This is a genomic window from Lentzea sp. NPDC059081, assembly GCF_042738015.1.
Classification (GTDB): domain Bacteria; phylum Actinomycetota; class Actinomycetes; order Mycobacteriales; family Pseudonocardiaceae; genus Lentzea.
Genome location: NZ_JBHYGW010000002.1, coordinates 300,249 through 323,125, shown reverse-complemented (window position 1 = coordinate 323,125; position 22,877 = coordinate 300,249). Strand labels below are relative to the sequence as shown.

The 22,877-nt window shown below is 70.1% G+C and carries 25 protein-coding genes; 8 read left to right on the top strand and 17 right to left on the bottom strand.

The genetic code is table 11. The features are described from left to right. Positions 1 to 20: 20 nt before the first annotated feature. Positions 21 to 614, top strand: coding sequence for a DedA family protein (locus ACFWV3_RS06105; RefSeq protein ID WP_382408821.1), 594 nt, complete (start codon positions 21 to 23; stop codon positions 612 to 614). Here the strand turns inward: ACFWV3_RS06105 and ACFWV3_RS06100 are convergent. Together ACFWV3_RS06100 and ACFWV3_RS06095 are read right to left on the bottom strand one after the other, a co-directional pair. Beyond that, entirely contained in the window at positions 521 to 1,747 is a 1,227-nt protein-coding gene (locus tag ACFWV3_RS06100) for an MFS transporter (RefSeq protein WP_382408819.1), read from the bottom strand. The two genes, ACFWV3_RS06105 and ACFWV3_RS06100, sit on opposite strands and share 94 nt — an antisense overlap. A 208-nt stretch (positions 1,748 to 1,955) precedes the next feature. Next, a complete protein-coding gene (locus tag ACFWV3_RS06095; protein ID WP_382408817.1) occupies positions 1,956 to 2,690 on the bottom strand; it encodes a carbonic anhydrase family protein in 735 nt (244 codons plus the stop codon). A 255-nt stretch (positions 2,691 to 2,945) separates the two neighbouring features. Between ACFWV3_RS06095 and ACFWV3_RS06090 the strand changes: the two genes are divergently transcribed. Genes ACFWV3_RS06090 through ACFWV3_RS06080 form a run of 3 tightly spaced genes read left to right on the top strand, consistent with a single transcriptional unit; the run spans position 2,946 to position 4,351 of the window. Continuing rightward, positions 2,946 to 3,098, top strand: coding sequence for a serine hydrolase (locus ACFWV3_RS06090; RefSeq protein WP_382408815.1), 153 nt, complete (start codon positions 2,946 to 2,948; stop codon positions 3,096 to 3,098). A 21-nt stretch (positions 3,099 to 3,119) separates the two neighbouring features. Then, the gene (locus tag ACFWV3_RS06085; protein ID WP_382408813.1) at positions 3,120 to 4,001 is read left to right on the top strand and encodes a serine hydrolase; all 882 of its coding nucleotides are present in this window, start codon (positions 3,120 to 3,122) and stop codon (positions 3,999 to 4,001) included. Next, entirely contained in the window at positions 4,001 to 4,351 is a 351-nt protein-coding gene (locus tag ACFWV3_RS06080) for an MmcQ/YjbR family DNA-binding protein (RefSeq protein WP_382408811.1), read from the top strand. The genes ACFWV3_RS06085 and ACFWV3_RS06080 overlap by 1 nt, the downstream gene beginning before the upstream one ends. Here ACFWV3_RS06080 and ACFWV3_RS06075 read toward each other — a convergent pair. Continuing rightward, complete coding sequence (locus ACFWV3_RS06075) at positions 4,348 to 5,238, bottom strand: MBL fold metallo-hydrolase (protein WP_382408809.1); 891 nt, start codon at positions 5,236 to 5,238, stop codon at positions 4,348 to 4,350. The genes ACFWV3_RS06080 and ACFWV3_RS06075 overlap by 4 nt on opposite strands. A gap of 82 nt (positions 5,239 to 5,320) precedes the next feature. Between ACFWV3_RS06075 and ACFWV3_RS06070 the strand changes: the two genes are divergently transcribed. Continuing rightward, entirely contained in the window at positions 5,321 to 6,139 is an 819-nt protein-coding gene (locus ACFWV3_RS06070; RefSeq protein ID WP_382408807.1) for a LysR substrate-binding domain-containing protein, read from the top strand. Here the strand turns inward: ACFWV3_RS06070 and ACFWV3_RS06065 are convergent. Together ACFWV3_RS06065 and ACFWV3_RS06060 are read right to left on the bottom strand one after the other, a co-directional pair. Further along, a complete protein-coding gene (locus ACFWV3_RS06065; protein ID WP_382408805.1) occupies positions 6,136 to 7,830 on the bottom strand; it encodes a hypothetical protein in 1,695 nt (564 codons plus the stop codon). The two genes, ACFWV3_RS06070 and ACFWV3_RS06065, sit on opposite strands and share 4 nt — an antisense overlap. Before the next feature lie 70 nt (positions 7,831 to 7,900). Then, a complete protein-coding gene (locus ACFWV3_RS06060) occupies positions 7,901 to 8,431 on the bottom strand; it encodes a class I SAM-dependent methyltransferase (RefSeq protein ID WP_382408803.1) in 531 nt (176 codons plus the stop codon). Between the two features lie 65 nt (positions 8,432 to 8,496). On the opposite strand from ACFWV3_RS06060, the gene ACFWV3_RS06055 reads away from it, so the two are divergent. Then, positions 8,497 to 9,672, top strand: coding sequence for an SGNH/GDSL hydrolase family protein (locus ACFWV3_RS06055; protein WP_382408801.1), 1,176 nt, complete (start codon positions 8,497 to 8,499; stop codon positions 9,670 to 9,672). A 97-nt stretch (positions 9,673 to 9,769) separates the two neighbouring features. Beyond that, positions 9,770 to 10,348, top strand: coding sequence for a DUF4232 domain-containing protein (locus ACFWV3_RS06050; protein WP_382408799.1), 579 nt, complete (start codon positions 9,770 to 9,772; stop codon positions 10,346 to 10,348). Here the strand turns inward: ACFWV3_RS06050 and ACFWV3_RS06045 are convergent. From ACFWV3_RS06045 to ACFWV3_RS06000, 10 genes are all read right to left on the bottom strand, one after another. Further along, positions 10,342 to 11,259 (bottom strand): hypothetical protein, encoded by a 918-nt coding sequence (locus ACFWV3_RS06045; protein WP_382408797.1) that lies wholly within the window; start codon positions 11,257 to 11,259, stop codon positions 10,342 to 10,344. The two genes, ACFWV3_RS06050 and ACFWV3_RS06045, sit on opposite strands and share 7 nt — an antisense overlap. Further along, positions 11,256 to 13,304: a PQQ-dependent sugar dehydrogenase gene (locus tag ACFWV3_RS06040; RefSeq protein ID WP_382408795.1), complete on the bottom strand. Its 2,049-nt coding sequence runs from the start codon at positions 13,302 to 13,304 to the stop codon at positions 11,256 to 11,258. The genes ACFWV3_RS06045 and ACFWV3_RS06040 overlap by 4 nt, the downstream gene beginning before the upstream one ends. 109 nt (positions 13,305 to 13,413) lie before the next feature. Beyond that, positions 13,414 to 14,193: an ABC transporter ATP-binding protein gene (locus ACFWV3_RS06035; protein ID WP_382408793.1), complete on the bottom strand. Its 780-nt coding sequence runs from the start codon at positions 14,191 to 14,193 to the stop codon at positions 13,414 to 13,416. A gap of 23 nt (positions 14,194 to 14,216) precedes the next feature. Next, positions 14,217 to 15,218, bottom strand: a complete 1,002-nt coding sequence (locus tag ACFWV3_RS06030; RefSeq protein WP_382408791.1) for an ABC transporter substrate-binding protein — start codon at positions 15,216 to 15,218, stop codon at positions 14,217 to 14,219. Next, positions 15,215 to 16,036 (bottom strand): ABC transporter permease, encoded by an 822-nt coding sequence (locus ACFWV3_RS06025; RefSeq protein WP_382408789.1) that lies wholly within the window; start codon positions 16,034 to 16,036, stop codon positions 15,215 to 15,217. Before ACFWV3_RS06025 ends, ACFWV3_RS06030 begins: the two co-directional genes overlap by 4 nt. Before the next feature lie 135 nt (positions 16,037 to 16,171). Then, on the bottom strand, positions 16,172 to 16,858 hold the full coding sequence (locus ACFWV3_RS06020; protein ID WP_382408787.1) for a phytanoyl-CoA dioxygenase family protein: 687 nt from the start codon (positions 16,856 to 16,858) through the stop codon (positions 16,172 to 16,174). Positions 16,859 to 16,862: 4 nt separating this feature from the next. After that, the gene (locus ACFWV3_RS06015; protein ID WP_382408785.1) at positions 16,863 to 17,846 is read right to left on the bottom strand and encodes an ABC transporter ATP-binding protein; all 984 of its coding nucleotides are present in this window, start codon (positions 17,844 to 17,846) and stop codon (positions 16,863 to 16,865) included. After that, positions 17,846 to 18,667, bottom strand: a complete 822-nt coding sequence (locus tag ACFWV3_RS06010) for a carbohydrate ABC transporter permease (protein ID WP_382408783.1) — start codon at positions 18,665 to 18,667, stop codon at positions 17,846 to 17,848. Before ACFWV3_RS06010 ends, ACFWV3_RS06015 begins: the two co-directional genes overlap by 1 nt. Beyond that, positions 18,664 to 19,545, bottom strand: coding sequence for a carbohydrate ABC transporter permease (locus ACFWV3_RS06005; RefSeq protein ID WP_382408781.1), 882 nt, complete (start codon positions 19,543 to 19,545; stop codon positions 18,664 to 18,666). Before ACFWV3_RS06005 ends, ACFWV3_RS06010 begins: the two co-directional genes overlap by 4 nt. Next, complete coding sequence (locus tag ACFWV3_RS06000; RefSeq protein ID WP_382408779.1) at positions 19,538 to 20,917, bottom strand: extracellular solute-binding protein; 1,380 nt, start codon at positions 20,915 to 20,917, stop codon at positions 19,538 to 19,540. The genes ACFWV3_RS06005 and ACFWV3_RS06000 overlap by 8 nt, the downstream gene beginning before the upstream one ends. Before the next feature lie 89 nt (positions 20,918 to 21,006). Between ACFWV3_RS06000 and bla the strand changes: the two genes are divergently transcribed. Continuing rightward, a complete protein-coding gene (bla, locus tag ACFWV3_RS05995) occupies positions 21,007 to 21,921 on the top strand; it encodes a class A beta-lactamase (protein WP_382408777.1) in 915 nt (304 codons plus the stop codon). Here bla and ACFWV3_RS05990 read toward each other — a convergent pair. After that, positions 21,914 to 22,315 carry an ATP-binding protein gene (locus ACFWV3_RS05990; RefSeq protein ID WP_382408775.1) on the bottom strand — a complete coding sequence of 134 codons (402 nt, stop codon included), beginning with the start codon at positions 22,313 to 22,315 and terminating at the stop codon, positions 21,914 to 21,916. The genes bla and ACFWV3_RS05990 overlap by 8 nt on opposite strands. 82 nt (positions 22,316 to 22,397) lie before the next feature. Further along, complete coding sequence (locus ACFWV3_RS05985) at positions 22,398 to 22,793, bottom strand: ATP-binding protein (protein ID WP_382408773.1); 396 nt, start codon at positions 22,791 to 22,793, stop codon at positions 22,398 to 22,400. Positions 22,794 to 22,877 lie beyond the last annotated feature (84 nt).

Here is a 22,877-nt window from a genome sequence, read left to right as displayed (position 1 = left end):
CAAAACGGGTAATCACGACCATGGAGTGGATCACCCGGCTCATGGAGGCGCTCGGCTCGCCCGGCGCGGGGCTCGCGGTCGCGCTGGAGAACGTGTTCCCGCCGGTGCCGAGCGAGGTGATCCTGCCGCTGGCCGGCTTCACCGCCGGTCAGGGCAAGATCTCGCTGGTCGCCGCGATCCTGTGGACCACGGCGGGCTCGGTCGTCGGCGCCCTCGTCCTCTACGGGCTGGGCGCGTGGCTCGGGCTCGAACGACTGCGCAAGATAGCCGACAAGATCCCGTTCGTCACCGTGTCCGACGTGGACAAGTCGGACAGGTGGTTCGACGAGCACGGCACCAAGGCCGTGTTCGTCGGGCGCATGGTGCCGGTCGTGCGCAGCCTGATCTCCATCCCGGCCGGGGTGTCGGGGATGCCGATCGTGAAGTTCACCCTCTACACCGCGGCCGGCAGCCTCGTGTGGAACTCCGCGCTGATCCTCGCCGGGTACGCGCTCGGCGAGAACTACGAGCTCGTCGACCGCTACCTGGGCTGGGTGTCGACGGTCGTGCTGGCCGCGCTGGCCATCGCCATCGTGTGGTTCGTGGTCTCCCGCGCCAAGGCACGGCGTTCGTAGAGCACCGACGCCACCGCGATCGCGAGACCGGCCAGCGACAGCCCCACGCCGACCCAGGCCGTGGACGTGTAGCCCCAGCCCGCCGCGATGGCGAGACCGCCGAGCCACGCGCCCGCGCCGTTCGCGACGTTGAGCGACGAGTGGTTGGACGAGGCGGCGAGCGACGGCGCGTCCGGCGAGGCGTCCATCAGCCTGACCTGCAGCGCCGCCGCCAGGATCTGCACGACGAAGCCCAGCAGGAACAGGAACGCGAACAGGAACACCGGGATCGTCGCGGTGAGCCCGAACAGCACCAGGATCACGCAGACCGCGACCAGCCCGCCGAACACCGAGCCCGTCACCGACCGGTCGACGAACCGCCCGCCGAACGTGGCGCCGAGCGTCATGCCGAGCCCGAACACCGCGAGGATCCACGGCACGACCCCCGCCGACAGCCCGGCGACCTCGGTGGTCAGCGGCGCGACGTAGGAGTAGACGGCGAACATGCCGCCGAAGCCGATCATGCCGGTGAAGATCGCGAACCACACCGTCGGCCGCCCGAACGCGCGGACCTCGCCCTGCATCGACGCGCCCTCGACCTTCGGCACCCGCGGCACCCAGGCCGCGATCGCCGCCGCCGTGACGACGGCGATCAGCGCGACCGACAGGTAGGCGGTGCGCCAGCCGATCTGCTGCCCGGCCGCCGTCGCGAGCGGCACGCCCACGAGGTTCGCCACGGTCAGACCGACCATCACGCGCGCGACCGCCGTGCCGCGCCGTTCGGGTGCCACGAGCGTGGCGGCGACGACCGCGGCGATGCCGAAGAACGCGCCGTGCGGCAGTCCGGCCACGAACCGCGCCACGAGCAGGAGGGTCTTGTCCTGGGCGGCCGCCGACAGCCCGTTGCCCAGGGCGACCGCGAGCATCAGGCCGATGAGCATGCCCTTGCGCGGCAGCTTGGCGCCGAGCACCGCGATCAACGGCGCGCCGACGACGACACCGGCGGCGTAGAGGCTGATCGCGTGACCGGCCTCGTAGTCGGGGATGCCGAACGTCTCCGCGATCTGCGGCAGCAGTCCCATGGTCGCGAACTCGGTGGTGCCGATGCCGAACCCGCCGAGCGCGAGAGCGGTCATGGCGCGGGTGGTGTTCACATTCGCTCCTGGTCGGGTTGTCCGCGGTCGGCGCTGACGCAGGACGAAATAGTTAGCGACTGGAACCATCCTACGGTCCTTCTGACGCGCTTCAGAAGCCTCCGAGCAGGTGCGACTGCTCACACGCCGGCCCGACTCCCGTCAGCGACGAGGGCCGGTGCGCGCAAGGCCGGCCCCGCAAGCGCGAGACCGGCCTCCCCCGATGAGCTCAGATCCGCGGCACCTCGACGAGCGTCCGCCCGTTGAGCGGCTGCGTCGCCCGTGCGTTGCCACTCCCGAACAGCCCCTGGAAGCGCGCGATCGACGCGGCGGTCACGTGCTGCTCAGCGGTCAGGTACCACTCGACGCCCTCGGTGAACGGCGCGGTGGTCAGCGAACCCGTGTAGTGCAGCGTGTGGTGGCCGACGGGCAGCAATCGGTTGAGGTTGACCGGCGCGACGTCGACCGGCGCACCGCACTCGGGCGCGAGGTGGGCCAGCACGTCGTCCACGGCGGAGTGCGCGCCGACGACCAGCGGCACGCCGACGACGAGCAGCTTGCCCTCCGCGCTGCGGTGCACCAGGTGCATCTCCAGCGGCGTGTGGCGGCCGCCGAACGTGTGCTCCGACGGCGTGTGGAAGTGGAACTGGACCAGGTCGTACCTCGTGCCGGCGACGGTGACGTGACCGGCACCCGGTTCTACCTCGGCCTCCTCCGTCTCCTCGTGGTCCCGTGTGGCACAGCCGTCCGCCTTGTCGGTGTCCTTGCGGATGTACTTCAGCTCCAGCGCAGAGCTGGAGTAGCCGATGTCGAGCTTGGCCGCGTGCGGGTCGAACCGGATCGCGTGCGGCGTGACGTTCACCGGACTCTGCGTCGGCGTCGCCGACTCGGCCGCGCCACTCGCGAAGAACGACGCGGTGAGCACGAGGGGAAGAAGTGCCGGAAGGGACCGTTTCAAGTTCATTGCCCCACTTTTCACCTGATCGAGTGAAAAGGGAGGAGAAGTGTGTCGGCGCTCTCACAGTTCCGGAAACCGCCATCTCAATTGGCGACGAATACTGGTCTCGTCGCAGGTCAGCGCATCTGAAGCAACCGAAAGGCGGGTTGCCGTGCTCAGGACCGCGAATTGCGCCGGCAGCACCGCTTTTCGTGAACGAGAACGTTCTTGATCTCAATTGTCCGATTAGTTCTCATTTGTCTTCCAAGGCAAGATCAGTGGGTGATCCTGAGCGAGCTCATCGCGAAGCACGACGTTCCGGGCGCGCAGGTCGCCGTGCTCGTCGACGGCGAGGTCCGCGACCAGGCGGCGGGCGTGCTGAGCCGGCGCACCGGGGTGGAGGTCACGCCGGACTCGGTGTTCAAGATCGGCTGACCCGCGACGCGCAGCCGTCCGGTGTCGCGGGGCATCACCGTCCGCCACCCGCCCGCGGCTCGCGCGAGCGGCCTCGACGCCGACCACGTCACCCGACAGCGCGCCATCGCGGGATTCGCTGTCCCGAGGCGTCGCCTTCGTTCGCGCCTCGGCACCGCCTTCCTGCTCCCGCATCGGCTCAACGGCACTCGGCAGGCCGACGGAAACGTCGCGGGCCACCATCCGAGGTCCTCATCGCGCCGCATTCCCGGAACTCACGAGCGTCGCAGCGGACGGCGTTCCCACGACGAAGTGGGCGGTCTCCTACTCCACCGCCCCGGCGGCTCCTACCTGGCCATGAGCGCCCGCGACCTGATGCCGTTCGTCCGCCTCCACCTGCGCGACCACGCCACCCTGCGCGAGCCGCAGCTCGCCTCCGTCCCGGACTTCGGCGGCGGCGTCCGGAACTGGGGCCTCGGCTGGATGCTCTACGCGACCGGCGCCGGCCACACCGGCGTCTCGAAGGGTCAGAAGGCCTACCTGCGCCTGGACCGCGAGCGAGCCGTCGTCGTGCTGACCAACAGCGCCAACGCCGACGCGCTCGCCCACGAGATCTTCAGCGCCACCCTCAGCGGCATCGACCCGCTGCCCGCACCGCCCACCCGCCGGCGCCCGATCGACGACTGGATGTGCGGCACCTACCGCACCAACTTCCAGGACACCACCCTCGCCGTCGAGGGCGGCCGCGCGTTCCTGACCCACCGGCCGCACAACGGAAGCGCCGAGCGCCGCGTCGAGGTCACGCGGCTCGGTGACGACACGATCATCACCACCGAACCGCCATACCAGGTGCTGTCCCTGATCCGGTCGGGCAACACCGCGAAGTTCCTGCACAACGGCGCCGCCGCGGGCAGGATTGCGTGATGGTCACCGTCGCCGACATCCGCGCCGTGGCACTGCGGCTCCCCCGCACCACCGAGCACCTCATCCGCGACCGCGTGAAGTTCCGCGTCGGCCGGATCGTCTACGCGGCCCTGTCCCGCGACGAGACGGTGCTCGGCTTCGGCTACCCGCGCGAGGAACGCGAGGCGCTGGTCGCGAGCGACCCGGTCAAGTTCGCGTTCCCCGGTCAGTCGGACATGCGCTTCCAGTGGGTGCACGCCTCGATGGCCGAGCTGGACGTCGAGGAGATGACCGAGCTCGTCATCGGCGCTTGGACCATGTGCGTGCCCAAGAAGGTCATCCGCGAGCACCTCGGCGAGGCCTATCTTTAGTCAACACTGAAGCTATAGGACTCAGCGCAGAGGCAACTGACACCGGGCTCGATCCACTCCTGCCCCGCCCACTCGGGGTGCCGCTCGACCAGCACGGCGCGCACCTCGGCGACGATGTCGTCCAGCGCCATCGCGGAGTCGCGCCGCCGCCAGGTCTCGTCCCGCAGCTCGAGCAGGTAGTCGCGCACGCCTTCGAGCACGCCGATCGAGCCCACCGAGCCGTGTCCCGGCACGACGACCCGCGGCGCCCCGGCGATCAGCCGGTCCAGCACGTCGATCCACGCGAGCCCGGACACGTCGGTGTCGTGCGGCGGGAACCACGGGAAGATCGCGAACTGCCCGGTCTCGGCCAGGTCGCCGGTGAACAGCACGCCGGCGTCCGGCACCTCGACCACCTGGTCGCCCAGCGTGTGCCCGCGTCCGGTGGGGCGCAGCACGACCGTCCGCCCGCCGAGGTCGAGCACGCGCTCCCCGTCGAACACCTCGTCCGGCACCGGGACGTCCACATCGGACAACCGCGTGGCGATCGCGCCGCCGAAGCCGCGGAACATCTCCAGGTAGCCGGACCCCTTGCGCGCCAGGTCGTCCGCCTGCGCGCGTCCGACCACATAGGACCCGTCGAATGCCGAGGCGCCGAACGCGTGCTCCGGGTGGAAGTGCGTCGTCGTCAGGTGGATCCGGCGTCCGCGGGCCACCTCCTCGGCGAACCGGGACACCGAGCGGGCGTTGTCGAGGCCCAGTCCGGTGTCGACGACGAGAACGGCCTCGGTGCCGCTGATGACGCCGATGTTCGGCACGAGACCGACGTGGTTGTTCGGGATCACGAGCACGCCGGGAGCGATGTCGACGGCGCCGGAGACCTGGACGGCGGGGTCTGGGAGGTTCATGCTCCCACTCCACCGCCGCACCGCCGCGGCCGTCCAAGACCGGTTCCGGTCTCCCGATACCGGGCGAGTATCGTGGCTGCTCATGGAGCTGCGGACGTTGCGCTACTTCGTCGCGGTCGCCGAGGAGCTCCACTTCGGCAGGGCCGCCCGGCGCCTGCACATGAGCCAGCCGCCGCTGAGCCGGGCGATCAAGCTCCTCGAACACGACCTCGGCACCGCGCTGCTGCAGCGCTCCCCCGCCGGCGTCGCGCTCACCGACGCCGGTCGCACGCTGCTGCACGAGGCGAAGGCGTTGCTGGACCAGGCTGACCGCATCCGCGCCAAGATCGCGAGGAGGACCCTGACCGTCGGCATCCTCGGCGACCACGGCGCGGCGGAGGTGGCCGCGGCGTTCCGCCGGAAGCACCCCGACGTGGAGGTCGTCGTCAAGGAGGCCGACCTGGCCGACCCGACCTGCGGCCTGCGCGCGCGTCAGGTCGACGTCGCCCTGACGCGCGGCCCGTTCGACGAGACCGGTCTGCGCACGCGGGTGCTGCGCCGCGACCCGGTCGGCGCGGTGCTCAGGGCGGACGACCCGCTCGCGCGCCACGAGCGGATCACCACCGCCGACCTCGCCGGCCGCGACTGGTTCCAGTTCCCCGACGGCACCGACGAGCTCTGGCGGAGCTACTGGAACGGCGGCCGGTCGCGCGGGGGACCCACGGTCCGCGCCGTGCAGGAGTGCGTGCAGTCCGTGCTGTGGAACGGATCCGTGGGCCTGGCACCGCTCGGCCACGACCTCGGCGACGGCGTGGTCGTCGTGCCGCTCGACGACCTGCCGCCGAGCCCCGTCGTGATCGCGTGGGTGGACGACGACCCGCTGACGAGGGACTTCGTCGAGGCGGCGGTCAAGGCCCGCTAACGGCGGCTGTAGCCCCACTTCGTGCGAGTCGCCGTGTCCTCGACACCCGTGAAGCCCTCGTTCGGGACGTACTCGTCCTCGCCGAAGTCCATGTCGGTGTCGTCGGCCGTGCCACCGATGCCGTCGGCGCCGACCGCGAACATCGCCCGCGCGTTGCCGCCCTGGTCCATCAGCGTGTCGTGCGCGTTGAACTGGTGCTGGTGCCACGACCCGGACAGGTGCCCGAGCTCGTGCGCGGCGACGTTGCCCAGCGCGCGGCCGAGGAACGCGATCTTGTCGCTCTGCGGCGCGAGGTAGGTGTTGAGCGAGACGGACGTGCCCGCGGGACCGCTGAGCCGGTCGAGGAGCAGCATCGCGGTCTCCTCGTGGCCGAAGTTGCCGGGGTCGATCGTCTGCGCGATGCCGACGGTCTGGATGCCGGACTCGGCGATCGTGCCGCCCACGACGAGCCTGCTCACGTTCTTCCGCCCCCACAGGTCGGCGTGGTCGCGGCTGTTCAGCAGCCGGACGTTCCCCGGCACGGCCAGGTTCTCCCTGATCGTGGCGAGCGTGGCGGAGAGCACGGCGTCACCGTCCTGTTCGGACAGACCCCAGTTCCGCAGGAAGCTCGAGAACGGGGACAGCCGCCGGTTCCCGTCGCCGCCGAACGGGGTCGTGTCCACGACGGCGCCGTCGAAGTCGACGAACACCGTCTGCGGACCGGCTTTCTCGCTGCCGGGCCGGAACGCCTGGACCGTCAGGTCGTAGCGCCCGGTGCCGTCCTCCACGCCGACGGAGTACCGGCCGTCACGCGGTGCCACGTAGTCCGCGACCGCGTTGCCCCCACCCGGCAGCGGGCTCTGCGGTGGCAGGGCGAACGACAGGTCCTGCTGCGACCCCACCACCAGGCGTCCCGCTGTGTCGTGCACGACGAGCTTGCGCGCGGCCCCCGTGACGGACGCGCCGAGCACGTCGCCCGCCTTGAGGTCGACGGCGAAGAAGTCCCGGTCTCCCTGGCCCTCACCGGCGGCGAGCGTCAGTTCGTACGTGCCTTCGGTGGCCGCCACGCCGGTGACGCGCACGAAGTAGTCGGCTCCCGCCGTCAGTTCGACGTCGAGGCGGGCGTCGGTGGACGCGATGGTGTTGTCCGCGGTCGCGACCTCCACTCCGGCCGCGTCGAAGACCGTCAGCGCGGTGTCGAGGTCGCTGCCCGGAGTGATGGTGCCGACCGTCGTGAGTCCGGCACCGCGCAGCCGGTAGAAGTCCTGGTCCTGCGCGGTGATCGCGCCCGTCGTGCGGATCGCCCGCCTAGTCGTGCCGACGCCGGTGTCGCTCGCGGTCTGCGCGCTGTCGTTGGGTTCGGCGAACTCGCCGACCACCGGCATCGTCGGATCGGCGAGCAGCGACCCGGTGAACACCGCGGCCCGGTGCCTGCCGAAGTCCGTGCGCTCGGCGGTCCACGGGCTGTCGTTGCGGCCGCGCACCGACGCCGGCTCCCGTTCCCCGTGGGTGTGGCCGGGTCTCGGCGTGGTGAGGACGCGGGCCCTCGTCCTCGCCTCGCGTGACCGGACGACCTTCGCCAGGTCGACGCCGCCTGGGTCTTCGAGGTAGGCGAGCACCGGGTCGGGCTGGATCGGTTCCGGTGCCGCGTGGACTGCCGTCTGACCGCTCAGCACCAGTGCGGTGGCGGCGATCGCTGCCTGCAAACGCATGTATCCCCCCGTGGATAGGCCTTTCCAGACCTACACCGTCCACGGGTGCGCACGCCCGGATTTGGCCGAATCAGAGGGTGTGTATTGAGACGGCGTAGTCGCCGCCCTCGAACGGTTTCCGGTCCCACGTCGCGAACCGTTCGACGAGCTTCAGCCCGGCAGCGGCGCAGTGCTCGTCGTACTGCTCGGCGGTGTAGCCCCGGTTCAGGCCGAACCCGGCGACCAGCACCCCGCCGACGTGCCGCGCGACCCCGGCGACCAGCGCGTCCTGCGTGCCGGGCGCGGTGAACAGCGGCACGTTGCCCGCCATCACGACCACGTCGAACGTCCGGCCGAGGTCGAGCGCGGCCAGGTCGGACCGGACCCACGTGATGTCCGGCGCGAGCTCCCGCGCGTGGGCCAGCATCGACTCGTCCAGGTCGGCTCCGACGGCCTCGACGCCGTGCCGGGCCAGCTCGATCGCGACGCGCCCGGTGCCGCAGCCCGCGTCCAGCACGGTCTTCGGTCCGAAGGCGCGCACGAACGACGCCTCGCCGTGCACGTCGACCCCCGACTCGGCGAGCGAGTCGAACCTGCGCTGGTACTCAGCTCCGTTCCACACCCGGTGAGCATAGAACCGAAGATCGGCGGATACCGGACGGGTGAGAGCGCTGCCAAGGTCGAGTCATGACGCGCTTTCTGCTGGCAGTGGCGTTGCTCGTGGCGGCGGCCTCTCCCGCGCACGCCGCCCCTCTGCGGTGGGTCGGGACCTGGGCCACGGCGCCCTCGTCCGCCGTGCCCGGCACGGACACCGGGTATCCGAACTTCTCGATCCGCAACATCGTGCACGTGAGCGCGGGCGGCAAGGAGATCAGAGTCCGGCTCTCCAACGCCTACGGCCGCACACCGGTGCTGTTCGGCCAGGTCACGGTGGCGCGCGCGGCCGGTCCGGACACGCCCACGGCGCTGCCCGGCACGATGCGCACCCTCACGTTCGGCGGTTCCCGGTCGATCACCGCCCCGCCCGGCGCCGACGTCGTCAGCGACGGCGTGACCCTGACCGTTCCCGCCGACTCCGACCTGCTGGTCAGCGTCTTCACGCCCGAGCCGGGCGGCCCGGTCACGCACCACCAGCTGACCATGCAGAACTCGTACTTCACCCGCGACGGCGACCACACCGCCGACGAGTCCGCCGCCCCGTACCGCGAGCGCACCACCAACTGGCACTACGTGTCCGGCGTGGACGTCCGCACGTCGACGTTGAAGGGCAGCGTGGTGGCGCTCGGCGACTCGATCACCGACGGCGCGAACTCGACGTGGGGCGCCAACCTGCGGTGGCCCGACCAACTCGCCGACCGCGTGAACACCCGCCTCGGCGTGCTGAACGCGGGCATCAGCGGCAACCGGCTGCTGCTCGACGGCGGTTCGGCCGGCCCCAACGCGCTGGCCCGTCTCGACCGCGACGTGCTGACGCAGTCCGGTGTCCGCACGGTGATCGTGTTCGAGGGCATCAACGACATCCAGCAGACCCCGCACGAGACCGATCCCGCCAAGATCATCGCGGCGCTGAAGCAGGTCGCCCAGCGCTCGCACGACCGGGGCCTGCGCGTCATCGGCGCGACGATCACGCCGTTCAAGGGCTGGAACAGCTACACCGAGGAGCTGGAGGGCGTGCGGCAGGCCGTGAACTCGTTCATCCGCACCAGCTCCGACTTCGACGCGATCGTGGACTTCGACCAGGTGATCCGCGACCCGGCCGACCCGCAGCGCATCCGGCCCGCCTACGACGAGGGCGACCACCTCCACCCCGGTGACCAGGGCTTCGCGGCCATGGCGAAGGCGGTCGACCTGGCCGTCCTCTGAGTCCTGTTGAGACGGACAAACCGGAGATCGAGGTTCGCGGAACCCCCTGGCGCGGTTAGATGGTCGAGATCATCTCCACCCACCAGGGGGTTAGCCGATGCGTGTCACGATCCTCGCCGTCGTTCTCATGGCCAGCCTGACGGCGTGCATCACGATCAACACGACCCCGGGCGACCAGAGCAAGCCGCCCTCGTCGCCGGGCACGTCCGCGCCGGGCACCTCGAACGCGGGCACCGACGACAAGGGGCAACCGCAGACGGTGCTCACGGCCGAGCTGACGATGCAGGGCAAACCGGGGCTGGGCCTGCTCGCCCTGAAGAACGCCGGCGCCGCGCCGACCAAGGTCCAGGGCTGGCCGAAGCTCTCCTTCAGCGACCCCACCGGCACGCCCATGGCCATCCCGGTGAAGCGCGAGCTCGTGCCGGGCGAGGGCCCCGAGATCACCCTGCAACCCGGCCAGAGCGCGTGGGCCGGGGTGCTGCTCGAGTCGAACGACGCCGACTCCCGCGCGCTCAACGTCCTGTCCGTCGAGGTGTCGGGCTCCGCTCCGGCGAAGGTGAAGATCATCGGCACCAGCGGTCAAGAGGTGATCGACACCACCAAGATCAAGGTGAGCACGGCCAAGGTCGGCACGCTGCAGCCCATCACCCAGGGCGTGCTCACCTTCGACTACTGAGAGAGGCGGTGCTGCAGCAGCACCTCCCACGGCCGGACTGCCCGGTCGAGGAACATCAGGTCGTCCATCCGGCAGGTGCAGGTGTTGTGCTCGCGGGTGTTCTGCGGGTAGCTCCCGCCGATCTTGATCCCGCGCGGGTCGGTCGACGAGGTCACGTCCGGTTCCGGTTCGCCTTCGAGCTGCCACGGGTCGCCGGCGGTGACGTACCTGCCGTCGAGCGGCTTTCCGTTGCGGTACAACGCCATCGTGCCGGTGTCGAAGTCGAACGTCGCCGCCAGGAACACCCATTCGCCCGGTGGCAGCAGCTCCTGCCACGGCCGGTCGGCGGCGAACGTCTGCGACGCGCCGCCGTCGAGTCGTCTGGCCAGCGCCACCAGCTTCAGCTCGCCGTCGACCTGGATCAGTTCCAGCAGCGCGCGCACGGCGTGCCCGTCGGAGCTGCCGGTCAGCACGCCCGCGAGGCCGATCGCGCCGTACAGGTCGGCCGGGTCGGCGGTGTTCGAGTTCGGGGCCGGGTTCTGGCCCGTCATCTTGACCCAGCTCAGGATCGACGCCTCGCGGGCACCGCTGAACGCCCTCAACGACGGCACGCCGGACTCGCTGTGGACACCGGCCTTCCAGTCGTCGTTGCCTGCCGTCTGAGAGTTGACCTGCTTGAGCTGCACCGAAGTCCGGCGCGACCCACCGTCCCGCACCCGCATGGCCGCGCCGCCGTTGATCAGCGACAACGTCGTGCCGGAACGGCCGCGGTCCCGTTCCAGGGCCTCGTCACCGCGCACCGGGTGCTCGAAGTCGTAGTAGGACACCAGGTTGCGGGCGAGCGTGGGCAGCACACCGGACGTGGCCTGAGCGGGTGCGGCCACACCGGCGAGGAAGGCGGCCGTCACCCCGAGGACGAGCAGCCGCCTCACGACCCGCTCCCCCGCACCAGCACGTCCCGCGCCCTGCCGATGTTGTCGAACGAGCCGAAGCCGACCCGGCCGGACAGGAAGGTCCTGTCCACCGCCGTCATCAGCGGGAACCGCGAACCGTCCAGGTAGACCGCGATCTCGCCGGTGTCGGCGCAATGCCGCACTCTGACGCGGTGCCACGCCGTGTCCGTCACTGCGGGCGGTGCACCGACGGAACGCGTCGCGTCCCACTGGTGGTCGAGGCGCAGGCGGTCGGCGTTGTTGACGACGAAGATGCCGTTGTGCGGGTAGATCGTGTTGTCCGACGACAGGTGCGCGTAGTAGAACTCCGTGTCCGACCGGTACCCGAACACGATGATCACGTCCCGGTTGGACTCCGCCACCGGCGTGTCCAGCCGCACCGAGGCGTCGACCTGCACCGAGCCGAACGCCGGGCCCTTCGTGAGCACCGCGTACTCGAAGGGCCGCCGCGGGCCGGGACGGGCGGCACCGGGTTGTGCCAGCACGACCTCACGGCCGGGGAACTGCCAGAGTCCGGGCGTGACCGGTGCCCAGGCGTCAGCGGACCCGGTACCGGCGACGACGTCGTGGCCGAGGCGGCAGGACGCGAACGCGCGCGCCCCCGTCACCTTCCAGATCTTGCCGTTCGCCTTGGCCAGCACGTAGAGCTCACCGGCGGCGTCCCGGCCGAACCGGAGGTCGACGCGGTCGGGGTCGTTCACCAGCGCCTTGAGCGTGGTGAGCTGCCCGTTGACGTAGACCATCAACTCACGTGACACGGCCATCGGACTGCCGGCGCGCATCTCGCGTTCCTCGGCGTAGTACAGCAGCCCCTTCACGCCCTCGCCGTAGATGTACTTGCCGCGCAACGAAGGGATCTTCGTACCGCGGTAGACGAAGCCGCCCATCACCGCGTTCCCGCTGTCGGCGCACGGGCTCTGAGTCGCGAGCCTGTTGTGGTCGAACGCCGTGACCGGGTAGGTGTAGCCGTACTTGGCGTCGTCGGCGGGCAGCGGGAACACACCGCACGACGGGTCGCCGCGGCGGAACTCCCAGAGGCCCTCGCGTTCGCTCCAGCCCAGGTTGGCGCCCTTGCGGACCTCGTACACGGAGTCGACGGCCTTCTCGCCGATGTGCCCGAGGAACATCTTGTGCGAGCCGCCCGCGTCCCAGCTGAAGCGGTACGGGTCGCGCATGCCGTAGGCGTAGATCTCGCCGAGCTTGCCCGCCTGTCCGACGAACGGGTTCGAGCGCGGGATGCCGTACTGACCGTTGACGCCGTCGGTTCCGGCCGGGTCGATGCGCAGGATCTTGCCCTGCGGCAGGGAGAGGTCCTGCGGCACCGTGGTGTTGTAGCCGATGCCGCCGTCGCCGGACGCGATGTGGAGCAGGTCCCCTTCCCACCAGGGAGCCGTGGGGTTGAAGCCGATCTCCTGGAAGCCGTGGATGAACGACGCGAAGCCGACGCGCAGGATCTCCCGGTGCGTTCCGGCGAACACGTCCGCGCTCGGGTCGGCTGCGGTCCATTCGGTGATCACGCCGTGCACCTGGGCGTTCGCCGGTGACGGCAGGTCGGGCTTCTTCGTGGTGAGCGCGGACCCGGTCTCGGTGTGCACGGTGTAGAACTTGCCGTTGCGCCGGAAGTCCGGGTGGAACGCCGCGAACCCGAAGCCGCTGCCGAGGCCGCGGTGGGTGTGGAAGTCCGGCCCCACGGCCGCGCCCAGGTCGAGGAACACGTGCTGCGTCCCGCCGTCCAGCAGGTAGAGCCTGCCGTTCATGTCCGGCACGAACTGCCTGCCGGACCCGTCGGGGACCTCGCCCAGGTAGTTGATCCTGTTGTAGCGCACCAGTCTCGGATCTGTCGGCGGCGGCACCGGCTGGGAGGCGGGCAGCTGCGCGGCCTCGGTCAGCTCCAGGCCGAGGCCGGACGGACCGGGTGTCGGCAGCGGATCGGCGATCGGGGCTTCTTGAGCTGACGCGACGGGCACGAGCAACGCCGAGAGCACGAACGTGACGACAGCGAGCCAGGACAAGCGTCGGAACATCCCCCACCACCCTGTGGGCCAGGCCGTGCCGGGACACGGCGTTGGAAAGCGCTTTCCTCATGCGGCGGAACTCCGAACGTACGCGGGTGATAAATCAGCCACAACCCCGTCAGTCGTGTCCTGTCACGGCTCCCAGCAGGTCCCGGATGTGCGCCGTCGCCGCCGCGAACTCCGGACGTGCCATCGTCGCCGAGTAGTCGCGGTCCGCGGGCAGGCCGACGTCGATGACCTCCTGGACCACCGCGGGCCGGCGCGTCAGCACGACCACCCGGTTCGCCAGGTAGACCGACTCCGCGATCGAGTGCGTCACGAGCAGAACCGTCGTGCCGGTCTCGCGCCACACGCGGTGCAGCTCGACGTTCATCTGCTCGCGGGTCAACGCGTCGAGCGCGCCGAACGGTTCGTCCATCAGCAACACCCGCGGCTGGTGCAGCAGCGCGCGGCACAACGCCACGCGCTGCTGCATGCCACCGGAAAGCTCGTGCGGCAGGGCGTTCTCGAACCCCGTGAGCCCCGTCATCTCTATCAGCTCGTCGGCCCGCCTCGCCGCCTCGACCGCGCCCATCCCGCGCATCTCCGCCTGCAGCAGGATGTTCCTGCGCGCCGACCGCCACTCCAGCAACGCCGCCCGCTGGAACACGAACCCGATGTCGTGCCGCGGCCCGTGCACCGGCGACCCGAGCAGCGTCACCGCGCCGGACGACGGCGTGAGCAGGCCGGACACCAGCTTCAGCAACGTGGACTTGCCGCAGCCGGACGGGCCGACGATCGACACGAACTCCCCCGGCGCGACGGCGAGCGAGACCTTCTCGATCGCGGTCACCTCCGCGCGCTTCGACCGGAAGCGCACGGACACGTCGTCGATCGAGACCGCGGATGTGGTGGTCACGTCAGTGCTCATCCCTGGGGCGCTCATCCTTGGGGGGCAACGCTTTCTTCCCAGTACGCCGACGGTTCGGACGCTTCCTCGATGATCCCGGTCCGCTGGAAGGTCTCGATGGTCTTCTTCCAGTCGTCGACGGTGTTCACACCCGGTGCCTTGCCCTTGGTCGCATCGGTGTGCAGCAGCGTCAGCGTGGTCTTGAACTGCTCCAGCACGACTGTCGGTGACGGCAGCTGCTCGGCGGCGCCCTTCATCGACTCGGCCGCGGCCTCCGGAGCCTTCTCGGCCTCGGCCCACGCCTCCTGCGTCGCCTCGACCATCTTCCGCACGAGGCCGGGGTCCTTCTGCAGCATCGACTTCGACGTCAGCAGGCCGTTGCTGAAGTAGTTGAGCCCGAACTCCGAGAACCGCAGGTACCCGACGTCCTTGCCGGCCTTCTCCTTGATCGTCGGTCCCTGGTCGGACGCGAAGCCGAGCAGCACGTCGGTGCGGTTCGAGATGACCGCGGCCATCTTGCCCGCCGGGTCGATGTTCTGGATCGAGACGTCGGACTCCTGCATGCCGTTCTGCTTGAGGAACGCGGGGAACGTCTTCGTCAGCGCGTCACCGGCCGTCGTGGCGACGGACTTGCCCTTGAGGTCGGCGGGCTTTTTGATGTCCTTGTCCGCGAAGAACTGCACCGACGCGGGAGTGGTCTGCAGGAACACGCCGATGCTCTTGGCCGGCACGCCCTGCTCGACGGCCGTGGCGAGCGCGGACGTGTCGGCCCACCCGAAGTCGGTCTGCCCGGCGCCCGTCGCCGTGACGGTCTTGCCGGAGCCCTGGCCGGCCTGGATCTTCAGGTTGATGCCGTGCTTGGCGTAGATGCCCTGCCTGACCCCGTAGTAGAACGGCGCGTGCTCGCCGTACGGGTACCAGTTGAGGGTGAGCGTGACGTCCTCCGCCCCGCCGCTCTCCCCTGCCGTGCCCCCGCCACCGCAGGCGGCGACCAGCAGCACCGCGGGAAGAAGACCTGCGAGCACTCTCTTCATGATCCGCCTTTCGCGAGGAGGGTGGTGACGGCGGCGCCGCGCCGACTGGCGTGCCACGGCAGCAGCAGCTGTTCGGCGAGGTCGAGCAGCAGGAAGAGGAGCACGCCGACGACCGAGGTGACGATCAGGCCTGCGAAGAGCATCGGGGTGTCCATGTTGCCGTTGGCCTGCAGGATCACGTATCCCAGACCTTCGTTGGAGCCGACGAACTCCCCCACGACCGCACCGGTGACGGCCAGCGTGACGGCGACCTTGAGACCGGCGAACAGGTGCGGCAGCGCGGCCGGGAAGCGGATCTTCACGAACGTCCTCACCGGCCCGCCGCCCATCGTCGCGGCCAGGTCGAGCATCTCGGTGTCGACCGACTTCAGGCCGGTGACCGTGGAGATCACGACCGGGAAGAACGCCATCAGCACGGCCACGACGACCTTGGGCTCGAAGCCGAAGCCGAGCCACACCACGAACAGCGGCGCGATCGCGATCTTGGGGATGACCTGCGCGAACAGCAGCAACGGGTAGGCGGCGCTCTCGACCGTGCGGGAGTAGACCATCGCCACGGCGACCAGCACACCGAGCACACCCGCGATCACGAACCCGAGCACCGTCTCGTACGTGGTCACCCAGGTGTGACCCCACAGGTACGACCACTTGTCGGCCAGCAGGACGAACGTCTTCCCCGGTGACGGCACCAGGTAGGCCTCGACCAGGCCGGTGACCGTCACGAGCTGCCACAGCGCGAGGCACGCGGCCAGCAGCGCGACCGGACGCCACGTCCGCTCGACGAGGCCCCGCCAGCGGTCTCCCGAAACCGTGCTCACCCAGCCCCCTTCGGGTCGGAAAGCGCTTTCCAGCACGCTAGGTCCGATCCCGCGACCGGTCAAGGTGGAGGATCGATGAAGCTCGTTCGGCGTAGCGCCCCGGCCGGCGGCGCCGTGTCGGCACCCGGCGCGCGCTCAGGGCACCGGTGCGTACTCGTTGCCCGCCCGGTCCTTCCCCCGCGCCAGGTAGATCCCGCGATCTCCAGGACCGTGGAACCGGACCGTCGTCGGCATGTACCGCATGGTGTAGCCGCACCGGCGTGCGGTGCTGCGGTTCGGCGGCGAGCCGTGCACGAGCATCGCCGAGTGGACGCTGCACGCGCCGCGCTCCAACTCCACGTCGACGGCCCGCGACTCGTCGACCGCCGTCTCCTGGTTGAAGAACGCGTCGGCGGTGCCGGTGTGCTCGACGGCTTCGAGGTGGCTGCCGGGGATCACCCGCAGACAGCCGTTGTCCAGGGTCGACGGGTCGATCGCCAGCCAGATCGTGACCGCGTCACCCGCGGGGGTGATGCTGTCGCGCCAGAAGTGCGCGTCCTGGTGCCACGGCACGGGTTTGCCGTCGCCCGCGGGCTTGCAGATGAAGTGCGACGAGAACAGCGCGATGTCCGGGCCGACCAGCGACTCGACGAGGTCCAGCACGTCCGGGTCCAGCAGCCAGGAGAACAGCGCCGGATCGGTCAGGTGCGGCATGTCCATGTGCTCGGGGCGCTGCCCGGCCGGCAACGCCGCCAGCTTGGCCTCGAAGTGCGCCGACAGTGCCTCGAACCGGGAGGACGTCAGCACGCTCGGATGCGTCTCGTAGCCGTCGGTCTGGAACATCAGCTCACCTCACGAGTAGGCCGGTCTCCCTGTCGTACCGCAGAACGCGCGCGGGCGGGGCGTCCACCGTCACCGTCGCGCCGACGGCGGGTTCGGCGTCCTCGGGCACGACGTACCCGATCTGGTCCTCTCCGCAGTCCAGCGTCACCAGCGACGTCACGCCCAGGTTCTCCACAATGGACACCACGCCGGTGAAGAGGCCGGAGGCGGCCGGCGAGAGGTACTCGGGCCGGACGCCGATGATCTCGGACGCGCGCGGCACGAGGTTCATGGGCGTCGAGCCGATGAAGTTCGCGACGAAGGTGTCCGCGGGCCGCTGGAACACCTCGCGCGGTGTGCCGAGCTGGCGGATCCGCCCGGAGTCCATCACGGCGATCCGGTCGGCCAGCGCCAGTGCCTCTGCCTGGTCGTGCGTCACGAACACCGTCGTCAGCGCCAGGTCCCGTTGCAGCTTCTTCAGGAACGTCCTGGCCTCCAGCCGTAGCCGGGCGTCCAGGTTGGACAGCGGCTCGTCGAGCAGCAGCACCTCGGCAGACGCGGCGACCGCACGGGCCAGCGCGGCGCGTTGCTGCTGGCCGCCCGAGAGCTGGCCGGGCCGTCGTTCCAGCAGTCCGTCCAGGCTCAGACCGGCTGCCGTTCGTGTGGCCGCCTCCCGTTGTTCGGACTTCGAGGCTCCCCGCACCCGCAACGGATAGGCGATGTTCTCCGCCACGGTCATGTGCGGGAACAACGCGTAGTCCTGGAACACCATCGCCACCCGGCGGTCACCGGGCTGCAGCCGCGTCACGTCCCGCGACCCGATCCACACCGCGCCCTCGCTGGCACCTTCGAGGCCCGCGATCGTGCGCAGCAGCGTGGTCTTGCCGCAGCCGGACGGGCCGAGCAACGCGAACAGCTCGCCGTCGGCGACCTCGAGGTCCAGCGAGTCCACCGCCCGCACCCCGTTCGGGTAGACGGTCGACAGCTCCTCCACCGTGATGCCCGCCATCAGCTCTTGATGCCTCCGTGGAATCGGAACCCGTACCGCTTGTTCACGACCAGGTACAGCACGACCACCGGGATCGAGTACAGCAGCGAGAACACCGGGATCACCGCCAGGTTGGCGCTGCCGCCCTCGTCGTACAGGGTCCGCAGCAGCACCGCCGCCGGTTGCTGCCCGACGTCGCGCAGCAGCAGGAACGGCAGCAGGAAGTTGCCCCAGGCGTTGACGAACGCCCACACGAAGATCGTCGCGACGCCCGGCCGCGCGACCGGCAGCACGACGTGGCTCAGCACCTGCCGCGGCGAGGCACCGAACACCCGCGCGGACTCCTCGTACGAGCGCGGCACGGCGTCCACGAAGTCCTTCAGGATGAAGATCGCCGCGGGCAGCATGCCGCCCGCGATCACCAGCGCCGTGCCGAACTGCGAGTTGATCAAGCCGAGCTGCAGCATCATCACGAAGATCGGCACCATCGCGGCCGTGCCCGTCACCACGCTCGACAGCAGCAACAGCAGGTACAGCAGCAGATCGCGGCCGGGAATCCGCACGCGTGACAACGCATACGCCGCCAACGCCGCGCACACCGTCGTCACCACGGTCGCGATCACGCACAGCACCAACGAGTTCACGAGTGACGTCAGCGCGTACGGGTGGTCGAACGTCGCCGCGACGTTGCGCAGCGTCCAGTCCGGCCACCGCAGCCCGAGGCCCGGCTTCGCGTCGAACGGCGCGGAAGCCAGCCACAGCATCGGCACCGCGAAGAACGCCAGCACCACCGAGACCAGCACGTAAAAGCCGATCCGCCGGACGATCCACAGAGGACTCACGCGCGCCTCCGCAGCAACCTCAGGTACACCAGTGCGATCACCAGGTTGCCGGCCAGCAGCAGCATCGACATCGCCGACGCGTACCCGAGCTGCCCGCTCTCCAGCGCCTGCCGGTAGATCAGCACGGGCAGCACCTCGGACCGGTGGTTCGGCCCTCCCGCGGTGAGCAGGAACGGCGTGAAGTCGTTGGCGGTCCACAGGCTGATCAGCAGCGTGTTCGTCAGCACGTGCCCGCGGATGTGCGGGAACACCACGTCTCGCACGGTCTGCCACCCGGACGCGCCGGCCAGCCGCGCGGTCTCCAGCTGCGACGGCGGCACGGCGGCCAGCGCGGAGGTGTAGAGCAGCATCGAGAACGCCGTGCCGCGCCAGATGTTGAACACGATCAGGCTGGTCATCGGGTACTGCACCAGCCACGCGGTCTGCGGCGAGCCGAGCAGCATCCCGAGCGTGCCGGTGTCGCGGCTCAGCACCGCGAACCACAGGTACGCCACCACGGTTCCCGGCAGGATCCACGACAGCAGTACCAGTCCCTCGACGGCCCGGCGCAGCCCCGGCCGCACGGTCCGCAGCAGCCACGCCAGCCCGAAACCGAGCGCGTTCTGCCCGATCACCGCCGACCCGAGCACGAACAACGCCGTGAGCCACAGGGAGTTCGTGAACAAGGGGTCGCGCACGGCGTCGACGACGTTGTCCAGCCCCACGACCCGCGGGTTGGCCGCCGCGGGTCCGGTGAGCTGGTAGTTCGTGATGCCGATGTAGAGCGTCCACAGCGCGGGGAAGACCAGGAACACCCCGATCAGCAGGAGTGCGGGCGCGACGAACCCGACCGCGCGACGGACCCCCAGCCCCGAGCTGTCGAGCGCCGAGCTAGCCAACGTTGGCCTCACCGACGGCTTTCACCAGTGCTTCCCGGTAAGCGCGAGCGGCGTCGTCCGGGCTCTTCCCCGCCACCACGTCCGCGGTCGCCTGCTGCAACGCCGCCGACACCTTCGGGTAGTCGGCGAGTCCCGGCCGGTAGCGGGTGATCGGCAGGACCTTCTCCGCCACGAAAGTCAGCATCGGGTCGCCCTTGAGCACCTCGTCGTTGACGTCCTGGCGTTGGGTCAGCTGTGCGGTGCCCGCCAGCGACTCCTTGACGGCCTCGGCGGAGTTGAGGAACTGCAGGAACTCCCACGCCTGCCTCGGGTACTTCGTGTTCGGGTTGACCACCCGCACACCGCCGCCGGACATGCTGACGAAGTCCTGCCCGCCCACCCCCGCACCGGCCTGACGGGCGGGCACCAGCGCCCAGCCGACGGCGGTGTCGCGGTCGGCCATCTTCGCCACGCCGTTCTTCGGTTCCACGACGGACCGCCAGAAGTAGTCGCCCTCCAGCAGGATGCCGATCTTGTTCTCGCCGAAGAGCTGGAACGACCGGTCGCGGCCCTTGGCCTCCTGTTGCAGCACGGGATCGCCGAGCCCGCCGCCGTAGATCTTCCGGTACAGCTCCAGAACATCCTTGAGCTGGGCCGAGTCGCCCTGCCACTTCCCGTTGTCGTAGATGGGTTTGCCGGTGCCGGCGAGCGCGGGCAGCACCCCCTGCATCGAGGTGGCCTCGCCCATCGCGGTGCCGGCGTTGAGCTGGATCGGCGTGACACCCGGCAGTGCCTTCAGCTTCGCGCCCGCGTCGAGGACGTCCTGCCAGCTGCGGGGTTGCCAGTTCGAGGGCAGCCCGGCCTGCGCGAACAGCTTCTTGTTGAAGAACAGCACGCGCCCGTCCGTGCCCATCGGCACGCCGTACCGCTTGCCGTCGAACTCGCCGAGCCCCTGCACCGCCTTGGGGATCTTGTCCCAGCCGTCCCAGTCGGTGTTCCCCACGACGTCCGCGAGCGGCTTGATCTGGCCGGCCTGCGCGAACTCGCCGAGCCAGATGCCGTCGATCTCGATGATGTCGCCGCCACCGCCGGTCTTGAGGTCGAGCGCGACCTTGGTCTTGAAGTCCTCGTCGCCGGCGCCGTTCTGCTCGAACTTGACCGTGGCGGTGACGCCCTTGGCCTTCTGCTGCTCGGTGAACCTGGGAATCACCCAGTTCTGCAGCCAGTTGGCGCCGCGCGCGTTCTTCCCGCCCGCCACCGCGTTGGCGACGATCGTGAGCGTGATCTCCTTGGCGTCGGCGTTCCTCGCCTGATCGCCCTGCTGCGTCTGTCCCAGACAGCCGGCGAGCAGACCGCACACCGCCACCAGCCCGAACGTCGTTGTTCGCCGCATCCGTGATCTCCCCACCCAGAGGACCAGCCGGTACGTCAACCTCCAACCTGGCACTGGTCCACGCCCACCACAAGGTCGAATAACGTGGAGTGGTGACCGATCGACGCACCGTGCTCAAAGCCGCCGCCCTGCTCCCGCTCGCCGGCTGCGCGGCACGACCGTCGGCTCCGGCGACCACCGCACCGGCCACCACCACGGCGACAACCACAGCGGCGACCAGCGCCGCACCCGTGCGGCACGACGCGCTGTTCGAGCTGGAGAAGAAGTTCGACGCGCGCCTCGGCGTCTTCGCGGCGGGTGCGCACGGGACGGTCGAGCACCGGGCGGACGAGCGGTTCGCGTTCTGCTCGACGTTCAAGGGCCTGGCCGCCGCGGCCGTGCTGCACCGCAACCCGATGACGCACCTGGACACCGTCGTCACCTACACCGAGGCCGACCTGATGAAGAGCTCGGCGATCACGAGGCAGCACGTGCGGACGGGCATGACCCTGCGCGACCTGTGCGACGCGGCGGTCCGGTACAGCGACGGCACGGCGGGAAACCTGCTGCTGCGCGACGTCGGCGGCCCGGCGGAGCTCACGAGGTACCTGCGCGAACTGGGCGACACCGAGACCAGGATGGATCGCGTCGAGCCGGACATCACCTCGGCCACGCCGGGAGATCCGCGCGACACCGCCACGCCGCGGTCACTCGGCACGGACTACCGGCGGCTCGTCCTCGGGGACGCGCTCGAGCAGGAAAAGCGCGGCTTCCTCACGGACCTGCTGGAACGGTCGACGACCGGCTCCCAGCGCGTCCGGGCGGGCGTGCCGCAGGGCAGCAGGGTCGCGAGCAAGACCGGCACCGGCAGCTACGGCACGGTCAACGACATCGCGGTCGTGTGGCCCCCGGCCGGCGAACCGCTCCTGGTGGCGATCATGTCGAGCAAGGCCGCCGAAGACGCCGAGTACGACGAGGCACTGGTGGCCGAGGCCGCCGCCTACGTCCTCAAGACCCTCACCTGACCGACGACACGTCCGCCCACACCGTCTTGAGGTCGGGGAACCGGTTGTGCCCCCAGACCTGCGCCAGACCGTTCACCAGCAGCAACCCGCGCTGCCGGCGGCCGCGGAACCCCATCCGCCCCAGCTGCGGGAACCGGCCGGGCGTGCCGTCGTCGACCTCGACCCGCACGACCTCCCGTTCCGGGAGGTGCAGGATGCGGGCGCCGCGAGGTGGCGCCGCGTGGTGGTACGCGTTGCTCACGAGCTCCGTGGCGACGACCATCACGTCGACCACCACGTTCTCGTGCATCCCTCGGAGAAGGCGCCGCACCTCCGCCCGCACGTCGGCGAGCGGCAGCAGCCCTTCCGGTAGGACGAGGTCCAATCGTTCGCCGGACCGTCCTGCAATACCCATCAGCATCTCCCGGCGCCCTGGTGGTTCAAGGCAGGAGGTTCCATACCCAGGAACACGTCGTTCGAAACCCAGCGAACTTCTGTCACGTCACCCTCGGCAGGTCGGCCCACACGACGGTGCCGCCGTGCGCCCTGTCCACGCCCCAGCGGTCGGACAGCCTGGCCACCAGGACCAGGCCGTAGCCGCGCTGCGGCCGGGACACCTTGCGCAGCGGAGGATGCGCGCGGGCGTCGTGGGTGATCTCGATGCGGATCTTGGTCCGCTCCACGGCCACCCGCAGGAACGACGGTTCCGACGTGTACCGGTACGCGTTGCTGACCAGCTCGTTCACCACCAGCAACACGTCCGCCACGGCGTCGGTGTCCTCACCCACGAGCTCCAGCCGCACCCAGCGCCGGACGGCCGCGAGGGACGGCCGTTGCCTGCCCAGTGGCAGGTCCGCCGCCTCTCCCATCTCCGCTGCCTGGTCGCGCGCCAAACCGCTCCTCGGTCGGATGATCAGTTCGGGCGCGGGTTACCCGGCCGTACCCGTTCCCAAACCACGGGGTTGACCAGCGCCGAT